The sequence below is a fragment of the Micromonospora sp. NPDC049089 genome, assembly GCF_040648775.1.
In the GTDB taxonomy this organism is placed as follows: Bacteria; Actinomycetota; Actinomycetes; order Mycobacteriales; family Micromonosporaceae; genus Micromonospora.
Map to the genome: position 1 here is coordinate 1 of NZ_JBEZEH010000160.1, position 17602 is coordinate 17602.

Annotated in this window: 12 protein-coding genes and 1 pseudogene; 4 read left to right on the plus strand and 9 right to left on the minus strand. The window is 70.3% G+C overall.

The window, feature by feature from the left end; genetic code table 11:
• Positions 1–593: 593 nt before the first annotated feature.
• Positions 594–1184: pseudogene (locus AB0B48_RS24085) on the plus strand (hypothetical protein); the annotation flags it as partial.
• Between the two features lie 749 nt (positions 1185–1933).
• Here AB0B48_RS24085 and AB0B48_RS24090 read toward each other — a convergent pair.
• Both AB0B48_RS24090 and AB0B48_RS24095 read right to left on the minus strand, forming a co-directional pair.
• A complete protein-coding gene (locus AB0B48_RS24090) occupies positions 1934–2935 on the minus strand; it encodes a D-alanine--D-alanine ligase (RefSeq protein WP_357205147.1) in 1002 nt (333 codons plus the stop codon).
• 7 nt (positions 2936–2942) lie between these two features.
• Entirely contained in the window at positions 2943–4256 is a 1314-nt protein-coding gene (locus AB0B48_RS24095) for a PLP-dependent aminotransferase family protein (RefSeq protein ID WP_357205150.1), read from the minus strand.
• A gap of 295 nt (positions 4257–4551) precedes the next feature.
• Here AB0B48_RS24095 and AB0B48_RS24100 point away from each other — a divergent pair, with 295 nt between their 5' ends.
• Entirely contained in the window at positions 4552–5217 is a 666-nt protein-coding gene (locus AB0B48_RS24100; protein WP_355004547.1) for a GNAT family N-acetyltransferase, read from the plus strand.
• Positions 5218–5228: 11 nt separating this feature from the next.
• Here AB0B48_RS24100 and AB0B48_RS24105 read toward each other — a convergent pair whose 3' ends face one another.
• The 7 genes from AB0B48_RS24105 to murJ all read right to left on the minus strand — a co-directional run bounded on the left by AB0B48_RS24105 (position 5229) and on the right by murJ (position 13585).
• Positions 5229–6392, minus strand: a complete 1164-nt coding sequence (locus tag AB0B48_RS24105; RefSeq protein WP_357205154.1) for an N-acetylmuramoyl-L-alanine amidase — start codon at positions 6390–6392, stop codon at positions 5229–5231.
• A gap of 171 nt (positions 6393–6563) precedes the next feature.
• Positions 6564–6887: a thioredoxin gene (gene trxA, locus AB0B48_RS24110; protein WP_030331849.1), complete on the minus strand. Its 324-nt coding sequence runs from the start codon at positions 6885–6887 to the stop codon at positions 6564–6566.
• 31 nt (positions 6888–6918) lie between these two features.
• Entirely contained in the window at positions 6919–7869 is a 951-nt protein-coding gene (gene trxB, locus AB0B48_RS24115; protein WP_091396582.1) for a thioredoxin-disulfide reductase, read from the minus strand.
• 183 nt (positions 7870–8052) lie between these two features.
• Complete coding sequence (locus AB0B48_RS24120) at positions 8053–9024, minus strand: hypothetical protein (protein ID WP_357205157.1); 972 nt, start codon at positions 9022–9024, stop codon at positions 8053–8055.
• The gene (sigM, locus tag AB0B48_RS24125) at positions 9021–9737 is read right to left on the minus strand and encodes an RNA polymerase sigma factor SigM (RefSeq protein WP_357205160.1); all 717 of its coding nucleotides are present in this window, start codon (positions 9735–9737) and stop codon (positions 9021–9023) included. The genes AB0B48_RS24120 and sigM overlap by 4 nt, the downstream gene beginning before the upstream one ends.
• A gap of 43 nt (positions 9738–9780) precedes the next feature.
• Entirely contained in the window at positions 9781–11388 is a 1608-nt protein-coding gene (locus tag AB0B48_RS24130) for a protein kinase family protein (RefSeq protein ID WP_357205163.1), read from the minus strand.
• Positions 11389–11833: 445 nt separating this feature from the next.
• Positions 11834–13585, minus strand: a complete 1752-nt coding sequence (murJ, locus tag AB0B48_RS24135) for a murein biosynthesis integral membrane protein MurJ (protein WP_355004542.1) — start codon at positions 13583–13585, stop codon at positions 11834–11836.
• Positions 13586–13711: 126 nt separating this feature from the next.
• Here murJ and AB0B48_RS24140 point away from each other — a divergent pair, with 126 nt between their 5' ends.
• A complete protein-coding gene (locus AB0B48_RS24140) occupies positions 13712–15172 on the plus strand; it encodes a CCA tRNA nucleotidyltransferase (protein WP_357205167.1) in 1461 nt (486 codons plus the stop codon).
• 270 nt (positions 15173–15442) lie between these two features.
• Complete coding sequence (locus tag AB0B48_RS24145; protein ID WP_357205170.1) at positions 15443–17554, plus strand: S8 family serine peptidase; 2112 nt, start codon at positions 15443–15445, stop codon at positions 17552–17554.
• The last annotated feature ends 48 nt before the right edge of the window (positions 17555–17602 follow it).

Sequence of the window (17602 nt, forward strand, 5' to 3'; positions counted from 1 at the left end):
CACCGATCGAAAACCCGGCGTTCGGAGTGGCTAGTCAAGCGGCGTGACCCCTTCACCTCAGACACTCGATGTCGGTGCTGCCGTGCGATGCCCCCGCCCTTTGCGGCGTTCAGGGAGCATCCGGGCCTCCGGGGCATCCAGGCCGCGCGGTCGAGGTCTGTGCTGGTGTGGGTCCGCGAACGAGCCAACCGTCGGCGCCGACGTGGGCCACATGAGCCAGCGGACGGTCGCCGGCGGCCGGATACCGCTCCGACGGTGGCACGCGCAGCCCCTCGGAAGGCACCCGTTCGATTCCGTCTGCGGCGGCCGTCAAACCCGCCGATCCGGAGGCTCGCGGACAACGACCGACTGGCCGAAAAGTTATCCACACCGGTTGTCCACAGGCACCCCCCGTTTCACGTGAAACAGCGCGTGGGAGCGGGTGTGAGCCTGTGGATGACGGCCTGTGTTCAGGATCTCGGCAGCCTGTGGATAGCGCCTCTCGGTGCCTGCGCGAGCACGAACAGCCGGCCGGCGGTGGGTACCGATCCGGTGGCCCGGGACCGCTCGATCAGGTAGGGACAGCGGTGCCAGACTCGGTTAGGGTCAGCGTCGTGCACGACAACCCTCCCTCAGTCCCGGACTTCACCCAGTGGCCGTCATTTCCCTTCGAGGGTGACCTCCACGTGAAGCAACTCGATGATCCGGTCCCGGTCGAACCGCCCCGGAAGGGCGAGGGTCTCCGGGAATGCACCGCCTGCAACGCACCCGACGACGCCTACATCTGGGTGGGCGAGCGGTGGCGGGTCCGCGCGATGGACCGGCCCACCGGTCTGCCCATGGTGCTCATCCTGGAATCGCGCACCCACCTCGACCTCGGCGACCTGCCGAACCTGCTGGCTGCCGAGTTGGGGGTGATGACGGTACGTCTGGAGCGGGCCATCCGGTCGCTTGACGGCGTGGCACGGGTGCACGTCAATCGCTGGGGCGACGGCTCCGCTCATCTGCACATGTGGTTCCTCGCTCGCCCGTACGGCCGCCTTCAGTTGCGGGGTACGTTCCTGTCCCTGTGGGACTCGATCCTGCCGCCGATCTCCGAGGCGCAGTGGCGGGAAAATCTGGCGCTCGTCGCGGCCTGGCTCGCCGAGTTCGGTGGCCGCCCGCTCGCCGAGCCACCCCGCATCCAGTGGCAGGCGCCGTCCAGTCTGCTGGCCCAGTCCGCCGCCGCGGACGCCGCTGCCGCAGCGGAGGCTGCCTCAGCGGCAGCAGCCGGGACGGAGGCCGTCTCGGTCATCGAGGCGGCAGAGGAGATCCCGGAACCGCCCCTCGACTCCACTCCTGATCCGACCGACGCCGACAGCGGCCCCCGGGCCGAACCGGTGGCGGACCCCGGCGCCGGCGCCGGCTCGACGACGACCACCGTCACCGACCGGCCTTCGGCTGAGCCCGCCCAGTCGGGCACGGTCAACCGTCCGGCGGCTGAACCCGCTCGGACGGCATCCGCCACCGACCTGCCCGGCGTCCCGGCCGCAGACGCCCGGGAGTCCACCACAGCGGCATCCGGCAGCGCCGCCACGACGGCCACCGACGGACTCCGCGCCGGCCAGGCGGAGATGCCCACCGACAGACCTCACGGCGTCGGCTCGGCGGAGAAGCCCTCCGGCGGGCCGCACGTCGGCCCGGCGAGCGGAAGCGCCGACGAGGCTGGATCCGCCAACCCGGCAGCGTCCGACCCTGCCAACGGAGAAGCCTCCGGAGAGGCCGTCAGCAGGAACGCCCATGAGAGGGGCACTGGCACTCCGGGCGAGGCCGCGCGCACCGACGGCAGCGGCACTCCCGACGTACGCGCGACTCACTGATCTGGAACCGACCATGAGGTTGACCCGGCAGGACAAGGCCAACCTCATGGTCGGCCCGCGGGTGGTCCGCTCCGCCGAAGTGGTTGGCGGGTAGGTCAGTGCCTGGTGAGGCGGGCAGCGGCTCGGGCGACCAGGGTGCCGAGGAGTCGGCCGAAGTCCAGCCCGGCCGCCTGCACGGCGAGCGGAAGCAGTGACGTCTCCGTCATCCCCGGGGAGACGTTGACCTCCAGCACGTGCGGCTGGCCGTCCGCGTCCACGATCACGTCAACGCGGGAGAGGTCCCGTAGACCGAGCGCGGTGTGCGCGGCGAGGGCCACGTCAGCGACAGTGGCAGCCACCTCCGGGTCCAGCCGGGCGGGGGCGTGCCAGGTGGTCCGCCCCGCGGTGTAGCGGGCGGCGTAGTCGTACACGCCGTTACGCGGCACGATCTCCACCGGGGGCAGCGCCCGCGGGCCGTCGCCCAGGTCGACGACGGAGACTGCCACGTCCATCCCCGGCACGTATCGCTCCACGAGCGCAGTGGAGTAGTACGCGAAGCAGCCGACCATCGCGGCGGGCAGTGCGGCGGCGTCCCGGACCACCGCCCCGCCCAGCCCGGACCCGCCCTGTGCCGGCTTCACCATGAGAGGTACGCCCAGACGGTCGACGATCCGGTCCAGGACGGCGACCGCGCCGAGCTCGGAGAAACGATCGTGCGGGAGCGCCACCCAGTCGGGGGTGGGGATGCCGGCCTCGCGGAGCACCGCCTTGGCCGAGGGCTTGTCCCAGGCGACCCGGGAGGCCCGAGCGTCGCAGCCGACGTACGGGACGTCGCACAGATCCAGCACCCCGCGCAGTGAGCCGTCCTCGCCGGTCGCGCCGTGCAGTGCGATCACCACCGCGTCCGGCGGGTCGGCTGCGAGCGCCGGCAGCAGCGCCACGTCCGCGTCCCGCAGCTCGGCCTCCACCCCGACGGCGCGCAGCGCGTCGAGCACACGGCGACCGGAGCGCAGCGACACGTCCCGTTCGTAGGAGAGCCCACCGGCGAGCACCACGACGCGCAGGTCGGCCGAGATGGCGGAATCGGTCACGAGGAGGTGCTCGGCGGTCGTAGCCATGCCGGCATCATGCCAAGTCGGGCCCGGGCACGTCGGAGCCGGCCCGGCCGCGTCGCCCGGCGGCACCACCCACGGCACCGAAGACCCGGCGCATCGCGATCTCCTGCTCCATCACCCCGGCCAGCCGGCGGACGCCCTCACGGATCCGCTCCGGCGGCGGGAAGCTGAAGTTGAGCCGCATGGCGTCGGTGCCGGTGCCGTCGGCGTAGAAGCCGGTGCCGGGCACGTAGGCGACCCGGGCGGCGACCGCTCGCGGCATCATGGCCTTCGAGTCGAGCCCGTCGGGCAGGCTGGCCCACACGAAGAGACCGCCGGCCGGGGTGGTCCAGCTGGTGCCCTCGGGCATCAGGTCGGCCATCGCGTCGAGCAGGGCGTCGCGGCGTTCCCGGTAGACCTCGCGGTAGACCTTGAGCTGCTGCCGCCAGGGCATCGTGCTCAGGTAGGTGGCCACCGCGGCCTGGGCGAAACCGCTGGGGCAGAGGATCTGCGCCTCGCTGGCGATGACCAGTTTGTCGCGGACCGCGTGCGGCGCCAGGATCCAGCCGACCCGCAGCCCGGGGGCGAAGGTCTTGGAGAAGGTGCTGAGGTAGAAGACGCCGTCGCGGCGGCGGGCCCGCAGGGGGGCCGGGGCCTCACCCTCGAACCCCAGTTGGCCGTACGGGTCGTCCTCGACGACGAGCAGGCCGGCGCGCTCGCAGATGTCGAGCACCCGTTCCCGGCGCTCCTCGCTGAGCGTCACGCCGGTCGGGTTCTGGTAGGTGGGGATCGTGTAGAGGAACTTGACCCGCTGGCCCGCACGGGCCAGGTCGGCGATGGCCGTCTCCAGCGCCTCCGGGATCAGCCCGTCCGCATCCATCGGTACGTGGACGACCTGCGCTTGGGCGGCCTGAAACACGCCGAGCGCACCGACGTACGTCGGTCCCTCGGCGAGCACCACGTCACCCGGGTCGAGGAAGAGCCGGGCCACCAGGTCCAGTGCCTGCTGCCCGCCCACGGTGACGACGACGTCCTCCGGGGAGGCCCCGCATGCGGCGTCGATCCCGGAGAGCGACATCACCTCGCAGATCCGCTCCCGCAGTTCGAGGGTGCCCTGACCGATGCCGTACTGAAGGGTGCTCACGCCGTGTTCGGAACCGAGCCGGCCGAGCATCTCGCCGACCGCGTCCAGCGGAAGGGCCGCGATGTACGGTGCGCCACCGGCGAGCGAGACGACCTCCGGACGACTGGCCACCGCGAACAGTGCTCGGATCTCGGAGGCGGTCATCCCGCGTACCCGCCGGGCGTACCGGTCGGTGTAGTCGTCGAGTGTCGTGCCGGTCATGACCTCACCTCGATCGCTGCTCGAGTGGCTCCCGCCCCGGGTACCCCGCACACCGCTGACCATGGCGGCGGGCACACCGATTGTCGATCCTAGTCCGCCTGGGTCGTGCTGCCGCCGTACCGCAGCAGATCGACCACATCGCGGACCGTCCTCGGCGTCCCCCGTCGCGGTGGGCATTCGCGCGTCCCCTCCCGTATGGTCGATCGGCGGCGTACGATCGCTCGTCGGGGGCAGGAAGGCGGCGCTGTCGTTCCATGCCGGTCTCACCACCGAGCCTATTGTGGGGATGCGCCATATGTCGCGACGTCTGGTCAGCCTGACCCTCGACACGTTGGAAGACCTCCCGCGCCCGTGCCGGCAGTGCGTCTACTGGGAGCTCGATCCGGTCTCCGCTGAGCGCGCCTGCGCCGCTGGCGATCCGGGCCTGGAGAAGGAGGCGTGGGTCTCCCAGACGCTGCTGGAGTGGGGCTCCTGCGGCAAGCTCGCGTACGTGGACGGCATGCCGGCCGGCTTCGTGATGTACGCCCCGCCTGCCTACGTGCCCCGTTCGATGGCGTTCCCGACCTCACCGGTCTCCGCGGACGCGGCACTGTTGATGACCGCCAACGTGGTCGCCGCGTTCTCGGGCGGCGGGCTGGGCCGGATGCTGGTGCAGGGTGTCGCCCGGGATCTCACCAAGCGTGGGATCAAGGCGATCGAGGCTTTCGGCGACGCCAAGTTCGGCGACGCGGACGACCCTGCCGGCGGTTGCGTGGCCCCGGTCGACTTCTTCCTCTCCGTGGGCTTCAAGACCGTACGTCCGCATCCGCGCTTCCCCCGGTTGCGTCTTGAGCTGCGTACGGCGTTGAGCTGGAAGTCCGACGTCGAGTACGCGCTGGAGAAGTTGCTCGGGTCGATGAGCCCCGAAACCCTGCTCCGCCCGGTCCGTCCCGCCCCGGCCACCCGCTCCACCAACGGCTGACGTACGGCTGATCAGTCCACCACGGTGCCGGCGGTCACCACGGCACGCAGTTCGCTGACGTCGAGCGATCCGGTGGGGACGTCTCGTTCGATCGGGTAGTACATCCGCTGCACAGCGGCCACGATCGCCTCCACCACCCGGTCCCGGAACCGGGGGTCGACGAGGTGGGCGCGGTCCGTCGGAGAGGTGAGATAGCCGACCTCGACCCGGACGGCGGGCATCCGCGTCAGTCGGAGCAACTCCCACGTCTTGGCGTGGGTGCGGCAGTCCCGCAGCCCGGTGCGGGCGACGATCTCCCGCTGCACGAGCCCGGCCAGGCGCTCACCCGTCGCCGAGGTCACCCCGTTGTCGGTGCCGTAGTGGTAGGTCGCCACGCCCTCCGCATCCGGGTTGGCGTGCCCGTCCAGGTGCAACGAGATGAACACGTCGGCGCCGAGCGAGTTGGCGAGCAGGGCCCGGTCGGTGTCCGGCAGGCAGCTGTCGGGCGACGGGCCTCGGGTGAGCTGCACCCGCACTCCGGAGGCGGCGAGACGTCCCTCCAATCGGCTGGCCAGGTCGTGCACCAGGTCCGCCTCGGTCCAGCGCAGTGAGCCGTCGGGCACCACCATCCCGGGGTCGGTGCCCCCGTGCCCCGGGTCGATGACGACAGTCTTGCCGACCAGCGCCGGTCCGGACTGGCGGATCGCGTCGGATTCGCGGAGCCACTGCGGGCGGCCACCGACCACCTTGCGGCCGATCCGGCGAAGCGCGTTCATCGTGTGCGGGCCGCAGGAGCCGTCGGGGGTGAGCCCGACCTCACGCTGGAACTGGGCCAGCGCCCGCGACGTCCGGACACCGTAGATGGCGTCCGCGCGGCCCGTGTCGTACCCCATCTCCAGCAGTCGCTCCTGGAGCGACCGGACGTCCTCGCCGGTGAGCGGTTCGGGAACCGCGTGGTAGAGGGTGCGGGCGCCGAGCCGCCAACGGGCGGCATCCAGGGCGCGCCAGGTTTCCGCGCCGACCCGGCCGTCCACGCTGAGCCCCCGCGACTGCTGGAACGCGCGGACCGCCCGCTCGGTGTCGAGGTCGAACTCGTCGGTGTGCGGGTCGGCGGCGGCCAGCAGGTCGAGGCCGGTCAGGATGGTACGGATCTCCGTGACCGCGGGTCCCCGGTCACCGGGTCGGATCGGACGCACGCACGACCCCCTCTGCACGACACTCGCTGGCCGGGCGGCCCAGGCTTGAGGCTATGCGCTCTCAGGCGGCGAGGTGGCTGGGGCCGGGAAATACGTCGACGGTACGGCCGGGAAGACACCGAACCCCGCACCCGACGAGCGGGTACGGGGTTCGGTTGATGTTCCTGCTGCTCAGAGGGCCGATTCGATGAGTCGGACCAGCTCGCCCTTCGGCTTGGCACCAGCGATCGACTGCACCGGCTGACCGTTCTTGAAGACGGTGAGGGTCGGCACCGACATCACCCGGTAGGCCCGGGCGGTCTCCGGGTTCTCGTCGATGTTGAGCTTGACGATGGTGACCTGGTCACCCATCTCCCGGGCGATCTCCTCGAGCAGTGGCGACACCTTGCGGCACGGCCCGCACCACTCCGCCCAGAAGTCCACAAGCACCGGCTTGTCGGCCTGCAGCACGTCAGCGACGAAGCTCTTGTCGGTGACCGCCTTGGTTGTTCCCACTATGCCCCTCCTCCGGGATGTGTTCCTTGTTTCAGCTGAGCGTCGCGATGAACCGCTCGGCGTCGAGCGCTGCGGCACAACCGGTGCCGGCTGCGGTGATCGCCTGACGGTAGGTGTGGTCGACCACGTCGCCTGCGGCGAAGACACCTGGCACGTTGGTACGGGTGCTCGGGGCGTGGACCTTCACGTAGCCCTCGTCGTCCAGCTCGACCTGGCCCTGGAACAGTTCGCTGCGAGGGTCGTGACCGATGGCGACGAAGACACCAGTCACGTCCATCACCTTGGTCTCGCCGGTGTGCACGTTACGGACGCGTACGCCGGTGACCTTGCCGTCCTCGCCGAGGATCTCCTCGACGGTGCTGTTCCACTCGACCTTGATCTTCTCGTTGCTCAGCGCCCGGTCGGCCATGATCTTGCTGGCCCGGAACGAGTCGCGGCGGTGGATGATGGTCACCGACTCCGCGAAGCGGGTGAGGAAGGTGGCCTCCTCCATCGCCGAGTCGCCGCCGCCAACAACCACGATCTGCTGGTTGCGGAAGAAGAAGCCGTCACAGGTGGCACACGCGGAGACGCCGTGGCCCAGGAATTCCTGCTCACCGGGCACGCCCAGCGGCCGCCAGGCCGAACCGGTGGAGAGAATGATGGATCGCGCCCGGTAGGCGGTCTCGCCAACCCAGACGGTGCTCACCGCGCCGGAGCCGGCGTCGCCGGTGTCCACCAGCTCGACCCGGGTCACGTCGTCGGTGAGGAACTCGGCGCCGAACCGCTCGGCCTGCTTGCGCATGTTGTCCATCAGCTCGGGGCCGAGGATGCCGTCGGCGAAGCCGGGGAAGTTCTCCACCTCGGTCGTGGTCATCAGCGCGCCACCGGACTGCACGCCCTCAATGATCAGCGGCTTCAGGTTGGCACGTGCGGCGTAGACCGCCGCTGTGTAGCCGGCCGGCCCGGAGCCGATGATGATCAGGTTGCGGACCTCGTCCACTGCCGTCTCCCGAGTTGTGTGTGTTCGGCGTCGGCGCGAGCACCGATGCTGATCCGAGTCGCCGACGCCTGGGTGGGGCCGGCAGCTGACTTCCAGAACGTCATCGTACGAACCGGGGATTCCCGAGCCGGGCATCCGGTGGGTCAGGTCACGTGGGGGGTCATCGTGCCATCGACCGTGGATTCACCCTACCCGCGCCGAATACCGGCTGTCCGAGCCGGACCCGGGCACGCCGCACTCCGGGCCGCTGACCCAGGCCCACCGGGCCCCGTTCGCGTCGGTGAAGTGGATGACCAGTGCCTGGTCGCCCTGGAACCGCGCGTAGTCGACCACCTCGACCACCAGAGGGGCCGATCCGTGTTCCGCCGCGACGCTGGTCAGGCAACTGGTCAGCGCGGCCTCGTCGGTGAGCCGGGCGAGCTGGTCCGACCCGTCGGGAGACGGACGGCGTCCGCCCTCGGCATCCACGTGCGGCTGCCCGCCCGGGGTGTTGCCGGTCGCCCGGCTGGCAGCCGGAGCATCCGGGCCGTGGGCGTCCCCGAGGGTCTGCGGGGTGTAGTTCGTACCACTGCGCAGTGCCGGGCCGGTGGTGCGGGCCGTCCCAGCCCCCGCGACGCCCTCCGGCGCGCTGGCCGGCTGGTTCATGGCGGTGCCGGCGGAGTCGTCCGACGCCCGCATCGAGAGCTGGTTGAGGCCCAGCGCGGCGGCGACGACGGCGATCGCGGCGGCGGCCACGGGTGCGCCACGGCGGGCCCAGCCGCGCCGTCGGCGGCCCGGACCGGTGGACGCCCAGCGCCCGGCGGGCGTCGGAGCGGACGGTCGGCGACCGACTCCACCCTGCGCCGGTACGACGAACGGCGTGGTTGTGTCGGTCTTCCCGGTCGAGGCTTCGTGAGTCGGCTCCGCGGCGGCGAGCGCGGCCAGGAGGCGGTCGGTGATCTCCGACGGCATCTCCGGGGACGGCTCGGCCCAGCGGCTCAGATCCGTCCGCACCTCGGCCACGGCGGGGGCCAACAGCCCGTACGCCTCGGCCCAGGACGGGTCGGTGGAGACCAGCAGGGCGACCTCGTCCTGCTGCGGGGTGCCGTCCAACGCCCCGCCGAGGTAGTCAGCGAGGAGGTCGGCGTCGACCTCCCGGAACCCCTCGGTCGTCACGTGTCCTCCTGGTTGGCGTCCCGCCGGTATCGACCTGACCCCGATCCGACGCCCTCCACCGGGCCTGGGTTCCCCGGCGTGACGCCGGGCACGCTTGTGCTCGGGCCGGTGGGGTCCGGTCGGTGCGAAGGCGTCGCCACGACGGCGGGGCGGAGATGCCCGAGCAGCACGGCCAGCCGGGCCCGGCCCCGGGCACACCGGCTCTTCACCGTCCCCTCGGCGACGCCGAGTATGCGTGCCACCTCGGCGACCGGATAACCCTGGACGTCGACGAGCACCAGCGCGGCGCGTTGCTCAAGGGGCAGTGCGGCGAGCGCCTCGCGGACCACGAGGGCGGTGTCGTGGTCCGCTGCCGGCGCCGCCGGTTCGAGCCCGCCGGTGCCCGATCCGCCGTCGGCCCGGTTGCCGTCCGGCAGTGGCACTGTGGGGTGCGCCTGCCGGCGTCGGATCCGGTCCAGGCAGGCGTTGACCACGATCCGGTGCAGCCAGGTGGTGACGGCGGAATCACCACGGAACCGGGCCGCCGCCCGATGCGCCGACAGCAGGGCGTCCTGGAGAGCGTCGGCTGCCTCCTCGCGGTCGCCGAGCGTCCGCAGGGCCACCGCCCACAGCCGGTCCCGGTGCCGGCGAAACAATTCGGCGAAGGCGTCCCGGTCTCCGGCGACGTGCGCGCGCAGCAGCTCCAGGTCACTCGCGGCCGCGCGCCCGTCCATCACCACGTCCAGTGCGTGCGATGCCCGGATCGTGGCGCGCGGCTCACGACCCTTGGACCGTAATCTCCTGCACCCCCAGCTTGAACCCACCCTCGACCGGAGCCAATTCGGTGATCCAGAACAGCAGGTACTGGTATTTCTTGTCGGCGTCGAAGCCGTTGAAGGTCATTGTGGTGCCGTCGTGGTCCTCGAACGGCTGGCCGATGGCGGTCTTGTAGCTCGCGACCAACTGCTTGTCACCGCTGGAGCTGGACGGCCAGGTCGTCGTGCCGGCGAGCAGTTGAGCGGACGCGTTGGTGGCCGACAACACTGCCTGCACCGACTTGACGGTGTGCGGCTCGCCGAGGTCGATCCAGACGCCCATGCCCTTCTTCAGGTTGCCGAAGTTGGGCTTGTTGACGTACGTCTCCGTCTCCCAGCCCTTGTCCTCGTCACCGTCGATGACCTTCTCGGCGTCCTTGACCTCGCTGCGGTCCTTGCTGTCCGGGTCGATGATCCGGACGTTCTTCACTGTCAGCTTGCGCGTCGCCGCGGCGGCCGGGGTGGCGTCGCCGGCCGGGGCACTGGAGGTCGGCGCGGCGACCGGGTTGGACTGCGGGTCCTCGTCGTCGCCGCCCAACGCGATGATCCCGATCAGCAGACCGACCAGGGCGACGGCCAGCAGACCAGCGATGCCGACGGCGACCTTGCGACCCCCGGCCGCGGCCAGCGGCGACGGCTCTTCCCCGGTCTCGGCGGCGAACCGCAGCGGCCCGCTGTTGTCGAGGTAGTGCTCATCCTCGGCCGGCACGTCCAGTCGCGCCAGCTCCGCGGCGAGCACGTCGGAGGACGGCGGCGCGATTTCGGCGTCGAGCAGGTCCATGGTCAGGTCGTCCAGGTACGCCGGAACGCCCGCCCGGACCTGGCGCGGTGCGGCGATGGCACCCCCGGCGTCCCGAACAGCGTCCGGGATGGCGGCGCGGCCGTGGCCGGCGGTGGCACCATGCAGTGGCGCCTCGGTGTGCGGCCAGGAGCCGGTCAGCGCGAAGTAGAGGACCCCGCCGACCGCCCGGATGTCGTTCTCCTGGCTGTCGGCGCCATCGGTGCGGGCGTCGGCCAGGACCACCCGACCCTCATCGCTGATCATGACGGTGCCGGGGTGGACGTTGCCGTGCACCATGCCGGTGGCGTGCACCGCGGCGAGCGCGCTCGCGACGGCGTTGCCGATCGCGGTGGCCCGAGCCGGGTCCAGGGGGCCGTCGGTCGCCAGGTCCCGCAGGGACTGCCCGTCGACCCACTCGCGCACCACGTACGCCCGGTCGGCCTCGTCGATCGCGTCGTAGACGCCGACCAGGTTGGGGTGGATGACCCGGCTGGCCGCGACGGCGGCCTGAAGCATCTCGGTGGCGGAGTCGCCACCCGGGTAACGCAGCACGACGGCAACGGGACGGCGCAGGATGACATCGACCCCGCGCCAGACCAGCCGACCCGCGCTGTCGTTGTTGATGTGCTCAACCAGTTCGTACCGCTCGGCGAGGACTTCACCGGCCGTGGGAGCACCGAAGGTCATGACCGGAGGAGCGCTTTCGTCTGCCTCCTGACCCTCGCCGACCTGGGTCACCCGTCCTCCCTCGGTGATCGTGTCGATCGATGAACCCGAACTGCTGGGCATGTGGCTTCCCGCTCTGCCGTTGAAGGAACCGGCCGACCGGTGTCGACGCCCAGCGTCGGCCCCTGCCGTACCCGTCGAGAGCGACCTTACCCGGGTTGCCCGTCTCTCCGACATGTCATCTTCCCGCCGTACCTGGCGGGGTTCTGGCTGTCGAAGAACTCGTCCGGTTACGACCGTTGTCAGCCACGTTGCTGGCACATGTACTAGCTAATCTACGGCTTCACCGCAAGTGACCGACGCCGGGGCTGGGCTGGCGTGGCGCTCGCGTCGCCCCGTACGTTCCCACCGATCGGGTCGCCACCCTCAGCCGTACGGTTGGTTATCCACAGGCCGAAGCGGCGGTTGACCGGCGAATCGCGGAGTTATCCACAGGCGCATCCCCAGCCTGGTGATCCGTAGTCACATTCCGTATGAGTGCCGACTTGTTGTAATCGGATGCGGACTTTCAGCGACCGAGGCGGCGGCGAACCATACCGACCACCTCGGTGATCTCCCCGATCCGCAGCAGCATGGCCAGACCCAGATAGGTCCCGCCGATCACCACGCCGCCAACCACGAGCTGCACAACGGCCTGAATCCAACTCGGCCGGTCGCCGCCGGGCAGAAGACTCACCACGAGGAGGCCGACCAGGGCGGCGCCCAGCGCGGCGACCGCGACTCGGCCGAGCGTGCGCAGGATGGCACCCATTCCGATCCGGCCCACTCGGGGCCGCAGCAGCCACGCGGAGGCGAAGGCGGCCGCCAGGTAGGACACAGCGTTGCCGATCATCATCCCGGCCGCGGCGAAGTGGGCGGCGAAGGCCACGTAGAGCACCACCTGAACGCCGATCCGCAGGGCGACCACCGGAATGTTGATCAGCGCCGGGGTGCGGGTGTCCGGCAGGGCGTAGAAGGCGAAGGTGAAGAGCTGGCTGATCGCGAAGGGCACCAACGCCAGTGCCGCCAGGAGCAGCACCAGCGAGGTGTCCGCCGCGTTCTCGTCGGTGAACGCGCCGTAGCGGAACAATGTCACGGCCAGCGGAGTCGCCAGTACCGCGTAGCAGACCGCGATCGGGGCGAGCACCGCCGAGACGGTGCGAGTACCCCGGGACAGATCGGCGGCGACGTCGGAGTACCGGCCGTCGGCGGCGGCCGCGCTCATCCGGGGCATCAGCGCGGTGATGATCGATACGGCGATGATGCCGTGCGCCATCATCAGCAGCAGGAACACGTTGTTGTAGATCAGCGGGCCGGCGGCGTTCTCCTTGCCTGCCCGGTTCAGCAGGTTGAACAGCACGATCAGGCCGACCTGGCTCACCGCGACGTAGCAGAACATCCAGCCGCCGAGACGCCCCAGCTCCCGTAGGCCGAGGGTGCGGAAATCGAACCGGAACTTCCACCGGAAGCCCACCTTGCGCAACGCCGGCAGCAGCCCGGCGGCCTGAATCGCGACGCCGAGCAGGGTGCCGCCACCGATCAGCAGGATCCGTCCGGGGGTCATCTCCTCCGGCTTGACGATCTCCGCGCCGAAGATCGCGATGTACAACCCGGCGGTGGCGATCACCACGATGTTGTTGAGGATCGGCGCCCACATCGGTGCGGCGAAGTGCCCCCGGGTGTTGAGCACCGCGCTGATCAGCGCACTGAGACCGGTGAAGAAGATCATCGGCAGCATCAGGTACGACAGAGCCTTGACCAGACTCCGGAAGCCTTCCCCGGTGTCGTCACCGGCGTAGAGCTTGGTCAACAGTCCCGCCGACAGCACCGCGAGGAGCGCCGCGCCGGCAAGGGTCAGCACCGCGAGGGTCAGCAACCGCTGGGCGTACGCCTGCCCGCCGTCGGTGTCGACCCTGCGCCGACGGACCAACACCGGGATCAGCACGCTGGTGAGGATGCCGCCGAGTAGGAACTCGTAGACCATCCCCGGGAGGATCTGCGCCGTGGTGTACGCGTCACCCACCAGCGCCCCACCCAGCGCGGCGGTCAACGCCAACGTGCGCAGGAAGCCGGTACCCCGGCTGACCAGGCTGCCGATCGCCATCACCGCGCTGTTGGCCGCCGCGCTGGCCTCGCCCACCTGCTCCTGCGGCGGCGCGGTCGACTCCATGGCCGGCTGGTTCAGCGGCTCGGCGGAGATGAAGGTGGCGCCATCCCCGGGACGGACACCGGGATCGCCGTCATTCGCGGCGTTGGCGCTGCGGTAGAGCCCGCCGCTCATCTCCAGCCTCCCAGGGGTACGTCGAGTCGGACACCGACCCGCACGCCACAGACCATAGTCAACCCCCACCCGTTACCCGCGCCCGGCGGATCGGATCACACCCCGGCCCGATAAGCTGGCGATCCCATGTCCGACGCCTCCGCTCCTCACGCCGCCGACCGCCGCGAACTCACCGCCGCGCAGCGCAACGCCGTCGCCGAACTGCTCCGGGTGTCCCCGGTCGCCGACGAGTTGGGCCGCCGCTTCGTCCGCGCCGGTCACGAGTTGCACCTGGTGGGTGGTTCGGTACGGGATGCCCTGCTCGGTCGACTCGGGGACGACCTCGACTTCTGCACCGACGCGCACCCCGACGAGACCCTGCGGATCATCAAGGGCTGGGCCGAGTCGATCTGGGAGACCGGTCGGGAGTTCGGCACCATCGGCGCCCAGCGAGACGGCCTCCGACTGGAGATCACCACCTTCCGCGCGGAGTCGTACGACCAGGTCAGCCGCAACCCGGTGGTCGTGTACGGCACCAGCCTCGACGAGGACCTGAAGCGGCGCGACTTCACGATCAACGCGATGGCGGTCAGCCTGCCGGACCACCGGTTCACCGACCCGCACGGTGGGCTGGAGGATCTCTCGGCGAAGGTGATCCGTACCCCGAGCACGCCTGGTGAGTCGTTCGGCGACGACCCGCTGCGGATGCTGCGGGCCGCCCGGTTCGCCGCCCAGCTGCGTTTCGCCGTGCACCCGGATGTGCACCGGGCGATGACCGAGATGGCCGCCGACCTGGACCGGATCACCGCCGAGCGGATCCGCGACGAGTTCACCAAGCTGCTCTGCGGCGCGGACCCGATCACCGGGCTGCGGCTGCTGGTCGACACCGGGCTGGCCGAGCGGTTCCTGCCGGAGCTGACCGGGCTGAAGCTGGAGATTGACGAGCACGCCCAGCACAAGGACGTCTACGAGCACACGTTGACGGTCGTCGAGAACGCGGTCTCCTACGAGGAGGAGGGCTGCGACTTCATCCTGCGGATGGCCGCCCTCCTGCACGACGTGGGCAAGCCGGCGACGAAGGCGGTCGGGTCCGACGGCCGGGTCAGCTTCCACCACCACGAGGTGGTCGGCGCCCGGCTGACCAAGGCCCGGATGAAGGCGATGCGCTACCCCAAGGACGTCACCGCGCAGGTGACCGCGCTGGTCGCGCTGCACCTGCGCTTCTACGGGTACGGGCGGGGCGAGTGGACCGACTCGGCGGTGCGCCGCTACGTCGCCGACGCCGGTGATCTGCTGCCCCGACTGCACAAGCTGACCCGCTCTGACTGCACGACCCGCAACCGGCGCAAGGCCGCCCAGCTCGCGGCGGACTACGACGCGCTGGAAGATCGGATCGCGCGGATCGCGGCCGAGGAGGACCTGGCGCGGGTTCGACCCGACCTGGACGGCAACGCGATCATGGAACTGCTCGGCGTACCGCCGGGGCCGGTGGTCGGGCGGGCCTGGAAGCACCTCAAGGAGCAACGTCTCGAGCAGGGGCCGCTGGACCGCGACGCCGCCGAGGCGGAGCTGCTGCGCTGGGCCCGCGCCGAGGGCATCCTCGGCTGACGCGCTCCACTTCGATGCTGGTCAGGTAGCGCGATCCGCGGTGAGGTGGCGGGAGCCGTCACTTCAGGACGTCGCCGACAGCGACGCGCAGCTGTCCGGTCGACGACGAAACGCGAGCGGATCGACCGAATGGCTGAGGTGTAGCGCTTTCATCGTCGTCCATGATGACTGGGCGTCCGTCGGCTACCGGTGCATCGACACCGCCGCCGACCCCACCGCCCGTCCGCCGTCCGGACTGGACGGGCGACGATCAAACGGGGAGATCACCTAGTGAAACGCCGTGGCGTAATACGCCGCTCGGCGGTGGCGAGCGTTGCTCTCGCCTCCGCAACCATCATCGTCACCGCTGCGACCGGTGGGGCCGCCATGGCCGAACCGACCGCTCCGCTGGCGCCAAAGCCCGCCAGCAAGTTGACCGCCCCCAAGGCGGACGGCCGGTTGGCCAAAGCCAAGGCCGCCGAGGTCGTTCCGAATCGCTACATCGTGGTCCTCAAGGACAAGAAGACCACGCCCGCCAAGATCAAGGCCGCCGCTTCGGCTCTGGCCAAGGAGAACGGCGGCAGCGTCCGCCGGCTGTACAGCAGCGCCGTCAACGGCTACTCCGCCGCGATGACCGCGAAGCAGGCAGGCCGGCTGGCCGCCGACCCGGATGTCGCATCCGTGGAGCCGGTGGTTCGCGTCCACGCGAGCGGAACGCAGAGCTCGCCTCCCTCCTGGGGCCTGGACCGGATCGATCAGGTTTCGCCCAAGCCGAATGGCAGTTACACCTACCCCAACACCGGTGCCGGGGTGAAGGCGTACATCGTCGACACTGGCATCGACATCAGCCACAGCGATTTCGGTGGCCGCGCCTCCAACGGTTACGACGCGATCGAGCGGGACAATGTGGCGCAGGACTGCCACGGTCACGGCACGCACGTGGCGGGCACCGTCGGCGGCACGAAGTACGGCGTGGCCAAGGACGTGAGCCTGGTCGCCGTCCGGGTCCTCGACTGCGATGGTGCTGGCACCACCGAGGAAGTCGTGGCCGGGATCGACTGGGTGACCGCCAACGCGCAGAAGCCTGCCGTGGTCAACATGAGCCTCGGCGGGCCGGAGAACCCGGACTACCCGGCGATCTCCATGGCGGTCAGCAACTCCATCGCCACCGGTCTCACCTACGCGGTGGCCGCCGGCAACGAAGCGGACGATGCCTGCTCGTACACCCCGGCCGGGGTATCGGCGGCGATCACTGTCGGAGCCACCGACAGGTTCGACCGTCGCGCCTCGACCGAGTACTTCGATTCGAACTACGGTCCGTGTGTCGACGTCTGGGCTCCGGGCGTGGACATCGTCTCCGCGGCGAGCGGAACCACCAACGGGTCGGTGGCCTTCAGCGGGACCTCGATGGCCTCGCCGCACGTGGCCGGCGCCGCTGCGCTGCTGCTTCAGTCGAACCCGACGTGGTCACCGAACCAGGTGCGCAACACGATCGTGACCCGAGGGCTCGCTGGCGCTGTGTTGAACCCGCAGGGCGGAGTGGACCGTCTGCTCAACGTCGCGGCGGCCCTGTCTCCCGCGCGCACCGCGCACGGTCTGCTGGCGCGTTCCAACGGCTATTTCGTCTCGGCTGACGGTGCGGGCAGCAAGCCTCTGGCCGCTGTCGGCCCGGTGCTGGGCGGCTGGGAGAAGCTCGACATCGTCGACCTCGGCAGCGGCCTGGTCGCACTGCGGGCGAACGTCAACGGTAAGTACGTCAGCGCCAACGGTGCCGGCAGCAAGCCACTGATCGCCGCTGCCGCGTCGGTGAGCACCTGGGAGAGATTCCAGCTTGTTCACCAGACCGACGGCACCGTGAGCCTGAGGGCCACTGTCAACAACAAGTACGTCAGTGCCCCCAGCAACGGTGGTCCGCTGATTGCCAGCGCGACGAACGCCAGCACCTGGGAGAAGTTCGACCTCGAGACGAACCTGCTCGTCAGCTTCAAGTCCTCCGCCAGCGGCAAGTTCGTCTCCGCTGACGGTGCCGGAAGCAAGCCGCTGATCCCGGTGGCCACGAAGGTCAGCACCTGGGAGAAGTTCGAGCTGTACGACCTGGACTACTACGGCTACTTCGGCCTGCGTTCGCTGGCCAACGGCAAGTTCGTCTCGGCGACCTCCGCCGGATCGAAGCCGATGGTTGCCTCGGCCGCCGGAATCAATGCCTGGGAGGCCTTCACCTTCTGGCACCGGGGTGTCGGGGCCACGGACGGGTCGGGCTGGATCTACGCGAACGTCGACGGGCAGGCGGTCAGCGCCGGCAGCGCCGGCACCAGCCAGCTGATCCCGAACAAGGACTTCGACTTCTGGAGCCCGGACTTCGGCCTTTCGGCGGGCGAGCGCTTCGTCATGAACCACGCCTGAACCAACCACGGAATCACCACCGGCGCCCGCCCGCCCCCCACCCCCGGG

What these genes read in the sequence shown, in the direction of transcription:
- AB0B48_RS24090 (WP_357205147.1), bottom strand. Translation starts at nt 2,935, where the DNA reads ATGGCTACGACCGCCGAGCACCTCCTCGTGACCGATTCCGCCATCTCG.
- AB0B48_RS24095 (WP_357205150.1), bottom strand. Translation starts at nt 4,256, where the DNA reads ATGACCGGCACGACACTCGACGACTACACCGACCGGTACGCCCGGCGG.
- AB0B48_RS24100 (WP_355004547.1), top strand. Translation starts at nt 4,552, where the DNA reads ATGTCGCGACGTCTGGTCAGCCTGACCCTCGACACGTTGGAAGACCTC.
- sigM (WP_357205160.1), bottom strand. Translation starts at nt 9,737, where the DNA reads ATGGACGGGCGCGCGGCCGCGAGTGACCTGGAGCTGCTGCGCGCGCAC.
- AB0B48_RS24130 (WP_357205163.1), bottom strand. Translation starts at nt 11,388, where the DNA reads ATGCCCAGCAGTTCGGGTTCATCGATCGACACGATCACCGAGGGAGGA.
- murJ (WP_355004542.1), bottom strand. Translation starts at nt 13,585, where the DNA reads ATGAGCGGCGGGCTCTACCGCAGCGCCAACGCCGCGAATGACGGCGAT.
- AB0B48_RS24140 (WP_357205167.1), top strand. Translation starts at nt 13,712, where the DNA reads ATGTCCGACGCCTCCGCTCCTCACGCCGCCGACCGCCGCGAACTCACC.